The following is a 7,842-nucleotide window of genomic DNA, read 5'->3' on the forward strand; positions in this document are numbered from 1 at the left end:
CTGATCGCCTACGACCACTGACCGGGACACACAACAACTCCCATCAACGATCTAGGTGCGGGTCGGGGGCGCCGTGCTCGCGCGGACCACGACCTCGCCCGAGACCGGCACCGTGCGGGGCTCGATGTCCCCGTCGTCGACCAGCGCCAGGCGCGCGGCCTCCTCGCCCATCCACTCCAGGGGCAGGCGCACCGTCGTCAGCCCCGGGGTGAGGTCGCGCAGCGTGGGGATGTCGTCGAAACCGGCCACCGACAGGTCGCGCGGCACCTGCAGCCCGGCGTCGCGCAGCGCCGCGACGGCGCCGGTGGCCATGACGTCGTTGACGGCGAACAGGCACGTCGCGTCGGTCTCGGCGGCGAGCAGGCGCCGCGTGGACTCGTAGCCGCCGTCGCGGGTGAAGGCGCCGTGCACCACGTTGCGCGGGTCCAGCTCGATACCCGCGCCCGACAGCGCCGCGTGGAACCCGTCCAGGCGGTCGCGGGCGGTGCGCAGATCGGTCGGCCCCGCCAGCAGCGCGAAGCGGCGGTGGCCCAGCCCGATCAGGTGCCGGGCGAGCTCGGCGGCGCCGTCGCGGTTGCTGGGCACCACCGTGTCGGCGGGCAGGCCTTCCTGCGAGACGCACGCGACGCGGCCGCCGCGGGCGTTGAAGGCGGCGATCTCGTCGGCCAGCCGCCGGGTGGTCTCCTCCTCGATGGTGCGGCTGCCCGCGAGGACCACCGCGCGGGCGCGGTGCGAGCGCAGCATGGCCAGCAGCGCCAACTCGCGCTGCGGTGTGCGGCCGGTGGTGCCCAGTACCACGACCAGCCCCTCGTCCTCGGCGGTGCGGGTGACGCCGGAGGCGATACTGGAGAAGTAGGGGTCGGCGATGTCGTGCACGATCAGCCCGACCAGGGAGCTGGTGTTGCGGGCGAGCGTCTGCGCCGAGGCGTTGGCGAGGTAGCCCAGCTCGTGGGCGCTGGCGGTGACCCGCTCGTGCAGCGCACGCCCCACCTGGCGCGTGCTGCCGTTGAGGACGCGCGAGGCGGTGGCCAGGGAGACGCCGGCGTGCCGGGCGACCTGTTCCAATGTCACGTATCCGTTGCCCACGGCCTCACCTTTCACGCCTTCCTTGGAAAACTCTTTCCGCAGTTCGATCATAGGCGGCGGCGAACACCGTCAACAGCCCATCACCGTGGTATAGACCGGTGGCGCCCGACACGCCGGTCCCGCGGCGGCGGCCGCGCCGGCGCCGTCCGGCACGCCTGCGACGCGGCCGCCGCGCACGCGTGTGCGAGGCCGCGTTCAGCCGCCCTCGGAAACCGTTTCCACCAGCTCGGTGCGCCAGGTCCGCTGCGCGCGCCAGCCTAGCCGCTCGGCCGCCAGGGCGGAGCTGAACGCTGAGCGCCGGCCGGTGAGGGCGGACGCCGGTCCGGCGGCGCCCGGGTGGTAGCGGGGAAGCAGCTCGGCCAGCGGCGCCAGGGCGAGGGCGTCTTCGGCCACGGCGTGGTAGGCGCCGCCGGTGGCGGCGAGGTCGGGGCGCTCGGCCAGCAGGGCGAACAGTTCGGCGGCGTCGCGGGCGTCGACGTAGTTGAACAGGGCGGCCGCCGACAGCTCCGGATCACGCAGCCGCTCGGCCACGGTGTGGCCCTGCTGGGTGGGCGCGCCCGCCCACTCCTCGGGTGCGATGACGTAGCCGGGCCGAACGCAGGTGAGGGTGCATCCGGCGTCCTCGGCGCGGGCGAGCGTGCGCGCCGTCTCCTCGATGATCACCTTGCTCAGGCCGTAGGAGTGGCGGGGCGCGGTGGGGTGCTCCTCGTCCAGCGGCAGGTAGCGGGGACGCCAGGCGGCGGTGCCGTAGCCGAAGACGGTGGGGCTGGAGGCGGCGACGGCGGAACGGGCGCCGTGGCGGACGGCCGCAGCGAGCACGCCCCAGGCCAGGAGGGTGTTGATGTCCAGGATCTCGGTGTCCGGGCGCGCGAAGGGGACGGCGATGCCCGCGAGGTGGACGACCGCTTCCGGGCGCACCTGGGCGAACAGGTCCTCGCGCGCGCTCTCGTCGAGCAGGTCGAGGGTGTGGGAGCGGACACCGGGCCCGGTGTCCGCGGGGGCGAGGTCGGCGGAGGTGACGTCGTGGCCGCGGGCCGCCAGCGTCGCAGCCACGCTGCGGCCGAGCCGGCCCGAGCCGCCGGTGAGGAGGATGCGCATGGCCGTCCTGTTCTGGTGGGCGGGGTCGTGGATGTCGCCGTGGGCGAAGGGCGCGGTCCGCACGGTGACGGAAAGCGCTTACCGATCAGCTAAGCACGCCGTGCCGGACCAGTCAACGCCGAAGGACGGGGAAGCGGTCCTTCCACCGGGGCAGCGGGTCGGCCCCGGCGGTCCGGCGACGCGGCGCGCTCGCAGGCCGGGGATCGGCTTTCCGGGGCTTCCGGCAGGTGGGCGTTGTTCAAAGCCGGAGACGTCGCCCGGGGTCATCCCCCGGAGGTGAACCGCTCCGGCTCGGGCGCTCCCAGCCGGGCGCGGGCGGACGACACCAGGCCGGGCAGCTCGCCGGGGTCGGGGTGGCCGTCGGCGACGAGGGTGACCACGCGGCGCTCGACGGCCGATCGCGCGGCCATGCGCAACGGGTGCCGCCAGGCCAGCGACCCGCCCACGCCGGGGTACTCGGCGGCGCGCACGAACCACGGGTCGGCGAGCCCGCCGGCGGCGGCGAACACCAGGGTCCAGCGCGCGCCGGTGCCGGCGGTGCCCAGCAGCGCCAGCCACGGTGCGCGCGAGCCGTGCAGCGCCTCCTCGCCCTCGGCGCCGGGCCCCAGCACCCGCGGCGGCTCGGCGTGCTTGGGCGCGCGCCAGAAGTAGCCGCCGTAGCCCGCGCCCGGACGCCCCTTGGTGGCCGGGCTGTTGATCTCCAGGTCGCGCTCGCCCGCGTGCAGCCGCGTGCGCAGGTCCAGCGCCCAGGTGTGCGCGTCCACCTCCCAGGCGGCGGTCTCGCGCACCTCGGTGAGAAGCTCGGCGCCGTCGCGCCCGGTCCACGACAGGTGCTCCACCAGGCCGGAGCCCTCGGCCGGGCCCCAGCCGAGGTGCTCCTGGCGGCCGTGGTCGTCCAGCAGGACCGGCCCGCGGTCGCGGACGAAGGTCGTGCCGCCCCAGAAGCTGCTGCCGTCGACGTCGGGGATCGCCACGCCGACGCCCAGGTGGTGCCGGTGGTCCTCGGGGTGGATCTCGGTGACGACGGTGCCGTCGAGCGTGCGCACCGGGTGCAGGTAGGGCCGGGGGGACAGGTGCGGCTCGACCCCGGCGCCGCTGTTCCACTCGGCCACGACGGCCCCGCGGCACCGCAGTACCGCCCCGTCGCCGCCGCCCGCGCCGTCCTCCTGCGCGGCGCCGCCCGTCTCGCCCATGACTGCCCCTCCTCGGTCCTCGGTTCCGTGTTGTGGCACGGCTTCGCCCGCCCGCCGGCCGCGTCCGGCCGGGTCATCCGCCTCCGGCGTCGGATGCCGCGCCGGCACGGCCCGCGGCGCCCGCACCGGCGGCGCCGGGGACCGCCCAAGGCGCCGCCAGCTCCGAGAACAGCGCGACCCGCTCGGCGCTCAGCGCGACCAGGTCGTCGACACCCTCCACCACGCGCTGGACGCCGCCGTCCGCGCCGGTCACCCGCTGCATCCCGGGCGGGATCGGCAGCGGGGCGGGCGCCCGGCGCACCGCGTCCAGCACGGCGGTGAACCCGGCGGTCTCCTCGGGCGGCACCAGCAGCGGCGCCTCGCCGCGCAGGTGGGCGACGAGGTTGCGCAGCAGGTCGGTGCGGGGGTGGACGCCGGTCTCCGGCTCGCGCCCGGGGCGCTCCAGCCGGACCTCGTCGAGCGTGTAGAACAGCGTGATGCGGCCCGCGTCGCCGTGTACGACCAGCCGCGGTGGGCGGTGGGTGGCCGCGCACAGGGTGACCGCGATGCTCACCGGTACGCCCTCGCGGGTGCGCAGCCGCATGCAGGAGGTGTCGTCGCTCTCGATCTCGTGGGCGTGGAACAGTTCGAGCTCGACGTCCTCGGCGGTCTCGCGCTGGGCGCCGGCGACGGCGAGCGCGGTCGCCACCGCGTGGGCGAACGGGTTGGTCAGCGCGCCGTCCACGACGTCGACGCCGCCGAGCCTGCGGCGGCCCGCCCATTCGGCCCGCGCGTAGTACTCCGACGTGCGCACCCAGGTGCCCGCGCCCCCGATGCCGCGTACCTCGCCGACGGCTCCGTCGGCGATCAGCGAGCGCACCGCGCCGATCGCCGCTGAGCCCAGGCTCTGGAACCCGACCTGGCAGGCGAGCCCGGAGGCGTCCACCGCCTCGCGCAGCGCGCGGAACTCGGCGGCCGTCGCGGCGGGCGGTTTCTCCAGCAGCAGGTGGGAGCCGGCGTCCAGGGCGGTGCGGGCGAGGGGGAGGTGGGTGTGGATCGGCGTGCACAGGATCGTCGCGGCAGCGCCGGTGCGCCGCAGGAGGTCGCCGAGGTCGGGGCCCTGCTCGGCGCCGGGGTGGTCGGCGAGCTCGGACGCGGGCAGGGGGACCCGGTCGCACACGCCGACCAGCCTCACCAGCCCTTCCTCCGCGAGCGCCCGGACGTTGCGCAGGTGTGAGCGGCCGTGTCCGTGGGCGCCGGCGAGGACGACCGGGACGGGGGGTTCACTCATCGGGCCTGCCTTAGCGCGTTCGTCGTCCCGGTCCTGGCCGGGTGTGGGAGGGGCGGAGTCAAAGGGAGGATCGGGGCGCTGCGTGCTTGTGGTGCGGCCTCCTCGGTCCGCCGGCGTGCGATCGGGCGTGGAAAGCGCTTGCCAGATTAATCTAGGCAGCCCACTCACGCTATGTCAACGCCGTCGCCGAACCCCGGCCTCGCCCGGCGCCCGCGCACGCGCGCCGGGCGGCGACCCCCGGCAGCCTCTTGCCCGTGCGCCTCAGCCGTCGAGGACGGCGACGTCCAGGGTGTGCAGGCGCTCCGGCTCCGCGATGGCCTCGATCCCGGTGATCAGGTCGTCGGCCACGGTGAACGTGAGGACCAGGGACACGCGGCCCTCCTGGACCCGCACCAGGGCGGGCGAGCCGTCGACCAGGCCCGGCACGGATTCGCGCGCCCGCTGCGCCGCCGCGGAGGCGCCCTTGGCGACGTTGCGCGCGCCGCGGAGCATGACGGGTGTGCCGCCGGGGACCGTGGCGGCGTCGGCGCGGAACACCACCTCGGGGTCGAGGACCGCCAGCAGGGCGTCGAAGTCGCCCTCGCGCGAGGCGGCCAGGAACGCCTCCACCACCCGGCGCCGGCGGGCCCGGTCGGTCTCGGGCGGCCGGGCGCCCTCCTTGACCCGGCGGCGGGCGCGGCTGGCGAGCTGCCGGGCGGCGACGGGGGAGCGGTCGATCATCGGCCCGATCTCGTCGAAGGGCACGGCGAACATGTCGTGCAGGACGAACGCGATCCGCTCGGCGGGGGTGAGGGTGTCCAGCACCACCAGCAGCGCCAGGCCGACCGAGTCGGAGAGCACCGCCTCCTGCTCGGGATCGGCCGCCTCGCCGGGGGCGTCCGCGGCGCCGGGCGCCCGGCCCCCGCGTCGCGCGTGCTCCGCGTGCGCCGCCTGCTCGGCGTGCGCTACGTGTGCTGCGTGCTCTACGTGTCCTTCGAAGGATTCTCCCTCCGCGCCTTGCGCGAGCGCAGCATGTTCAGGCACACCCGGGCCACCACGGTCGTCAGCCATGCCGCCGGGTTCTCCACGCCGTCGGTACCGGAGCGGTCGATGCGCAGCCACGCCTCCTGCACCGCGTCGTCGGCCTCGCCGTGCGAGCCGAGCATGCGGTAGGCGACCGCGCGCAGCCGGGCGCGGTCCTGCTCGAAGTGCTGCATCAGCCATGTGCGCTCATCCATGCCGTCACGTTCCTTCCCAGCGGTGTGTCGTTCAAGTAGACCCCCGGAATCCGGCCGGTGTGACGAGGAGGAGCCCTCTGGCTCCTCCCGGCGCGGCGGCCCGGCGCGAAAGGAACGGATCATGACAGCACCCATCCTGGTCACCGGAGGAACCGGCACCCTCGGCAGCATCGCCGTCCCGCTGCTGGAGGGCTCGGGCGCCCCCGTCCGGGTGCTCACCCGCAGGCCCCGCGCGTCCGCGGGCGGTGCCGACTACGTCGTCGGCGACCTGGCCACGGGCGAAGGCGTCGACGAGGCGGTGCGCGGCGCGCGCACCGTCCTTCACCTGGCGGGCGGGCCCAAAGGCGACGCGGAGGCGACGCGCACCCTGGTGCGCGCCGCAGCGCGCGCCGGAGTGCAGCACCTGGTGCACATCTCGGTGATCGGTGCCGACCGGGTGCCGCTGGCCTGGTTCCGGTCCCAGGCCGGGGCCGAGCAGGCGGTGACCGAGTCCGGGATCCCCTGGACGATCCTGCGCGCCGCCCAGTTCCACGACCTGACCCTCTCCGCCGTACGGGCGATGGCGAAGCTGCCGGTGGTTCCGTCCCCGGGCGGGCTGCGGTTCCAGCCGGTCGACCCGCGGGAGGTGGCCGAGCGGCTCGTTGAGCTGGCCGGGGGCGAGCCCGCCGGGCGGGTGCCCGACCTGGCCGGCCCCCGGGTCTACGCGATGGACGAGCTGATCCGCGGGTACCTGAGCGCCCGCGGCGGCCGCCGGCCGCTCGTCCGGATCCGCATCCCGGGCAAGGCCGGCCGCGCCTACCGCGCCGGCGAGAATCTGTCGGTTGCGGGTGTCCGAAACGCCGCGGTGACCACGGGCGGGCGGAGCTGGGAGGAGTTCCTGGCCGAAGCCGTGGGCTGAATGCCGGCCGCGGACCGCGGCCGGGCGCGCCGACCTCGGAGGACGACCGCCTCCCCCGCGGGCTCCTGCTCGCAACCCCCGCGAATCGGTGGATCCCGGGACTCGCGGGTGCGCCCGCAAACCCTCTGTACCCGATACGATCATGCTCCGGGGGGAGGGATCCGGATAGGCGAGTGAGAGGCGGCACGGCGTGCCCGGACAGACCGGAGCGAACGGCCCGCGAAGCGACTGCGGGGATACGGTGGTCGTCGCGGTGCAGGGCGAGATCGACATCGCGACGGCCGACGACATGCGCGACCGACTGCTCGCCGCGGCGAGCGAGCCCGGTTGCGCCACGGTGGTGGCCGACCTCTCCGAGGTCGAGTTCTTCGACGCCAGCGGTGTGCGCGCGCTGATGGCGGCGCGCCGCCGCCTCGACGCCGACGGCGTGCGGACGGTGCTGGGAGGGCCATCCGCCGCCGTCGTGCGCACGCTGGAGGTGCTGGGCCTGGCCGGCCTCTTCCCGGTGGTTCCGCCGACCGAGGCCGCGTTCAGCGTCGGTTCGGCGAGTCGGCGCTGAGGCCGGGCCCGCCGGCGCCCGGGGAGGCGCCGCGCGCCGGGTGCGGCTGCGGACCGCCGCGCTCGGCCCCACCGGTGCCCTCCTGCTCCAGGAACTGGGCCAGCAGCCCGGGGACCGCCTCGTCCGCGAGCCGCAGTCCCGCGCCCAGCTCGACGTCGGCCGCGGCATAGCGTCCGCGCCCCGCTGCGGTGGTGGCGAAGACCGTCGCCAGCCCGGCCCGGCGCTGGAACGGCGTGCGCGCGATGCGCCAGCCGATGATCCCGTCGCGACGCAGCGCCACCGTGGTCCGCAGCAGCGCCCCCTTGCGGACGACGAGGAAGCCGGGCGCCAGCGCGTGCCCCAGGCCCCGGTAAGCCGAGACCGCCCACGGCACTAGAAGCAGGACGCCGGTCAGCGCTCCCGCCAGCGCGCCCGCCGTCGCCGCCGTCGCCGGGTCCGGCACGCCGCCGGCGGGCGGGAGCAGGCCCGGCGCCGCCGGTGCAAGAGCCGCGGTCGGCACCGCCGCGGCCGCGGCGGTGCCG

General features: G+C 76.0%; 9 protein-coding genes. 2 read left to right on the top strand and 7 right to left on the bottom strand.

What is annotated here, in order from left to right; genetic code table 11:
* Window positions 1-51: 51 nt before the first annotated feature.
* From ABEA15_RS25285 to ABEA15_RS25310, 6 genes are all read right to left on the bottom strand, one after another.
* Complete coding sequence (locus ABEA15_RS25285; protein ID WP_344148521.1) at window positions 52-1,086, bottom strand: LacI family DNA-binding transcriptional regulator; 1,035 nt, start codon at window positions 1,084-1,086, stop codon at window positions 52-54.
* A 195-nt stretch (window positions 1,087-1,281) separates the two neighbouring features.
* Window positions 1,282-2,184: an NAD-dependent epimerase/dehydratase family protein gene (locus tag ABEA15_RS25290; protein WP_345559575.1), complete on the bottom strand. Its 903-nt coding sequence runs from the start codon at window positions 2,182-2,184 to the stop codon at window positions 1,282-1,284.
* Window positions 2,185-2,447: 263 nt separating this feature from the next.
* Complete coding sequence (locus tag ABEA15_RS25295) at window positions 2,448-3,377, bottom strand: DUF6807 domain-containing protein (RefSeq protein ID WP_344148524.1); 930 nt, start codon at window positions 3,375-3,377, stop codon at window positions 2,448-2,450.
* A gap of 73 nt (window positions 3,378-3,450) precedes the next feature.
* On the bottom strand, window positions 3,451-4,647 hold the full coding sequence (locus ABEA15_RS25300; RefSeq protein WP_344148527.1) for a Gfo/Idh/MocA family protein: 1,197 nt from the start codon (window positions 4,645-4,647) through the stop codon (window positions 3,451-3,453).
* A gap of 261 nt (window positions 4,648-4,908) precedes the next feature.
* Window positions 4,909-5,670 carry a sigma factor-like helix-turn-helix DNA-binding protein gene (locus ABEA15_RS25305; protein ID WP_345559569.1) on the bottom strand — a complete coding sequence of 254 codons (762 nt, stop codon included), beginning with the start codon at window positions 5,668-5,670 and terminating at the stop codon, window positions 4,909-4,911.
* A complete protein-coding gene (locus ABEA15_RS25310) occupies window positions 5,610-5,864 on the bottom strand; it encodes a sigma factor (RefSeq protein ID WP_345559571.1) in 255 nt (84 codons plus the stop codon). The genes ABEA15_RS25305 and ABEA15_RS25310 overlap by 61 nt, the downstream gene beginning before the upstream one ends.
* A gap of 121 nt (window positions 5,865-5,985) precedes the next feature.
* On the opposite strand from ABEA15_RS25310, the gene ABEA15_RS25315 reads away from it, so the two are divergent.
* Together ABEA15_RS25315 and ABEA15_RS25320 are read left to right on the top strand one after the other, a co-directional pair.
* Entirely contained in the window at window positions 5,986-6,762 is a 777-nt protein-coding gene (locus tag ABEA15_RS25315) for an SDR family oxidoreductase (protein ID WP_344148533.1), read from the top strand.
* Between the two features lie 190 nt (window positions 6,763-6,952).
* Window positions 6,953-7,321, top strand: coding sequence for an STAS domain-containing protein (locus ABEA15_RS25320; RefSeq protein ID WP_344148536.1), 369 nt, complete (start codon window positions 6,953-6,955; stop codon window positions 7,319-7,321).
* On the opposite strand, the gene ABEA15_RS25325 is transcribed toward ABEA15_RS25320, so the two are convergent.
* Window positions 7,293-7,842 (bottom strand): PH domain-containing protein (locus ABEA15_RS25325; RefSeq protein ID WP_345559573.1); only part of this gene is annotated, 550 nt, incomplete at its 5' end. The two genes, ABEA15_RS25320 and ABEA15_RS25325, sit on opposite strands and share 29 nt — an antisense overlap.

This window comes from Streptomonospora halophila, assembly GCF_039542725.1.
Lineage (GTDB): Bacteria > Actinomycetota > Actinomycetes > Streptosporangiales > Streptosporangiaceae > Streptomonospora > Streptomonospora halophila.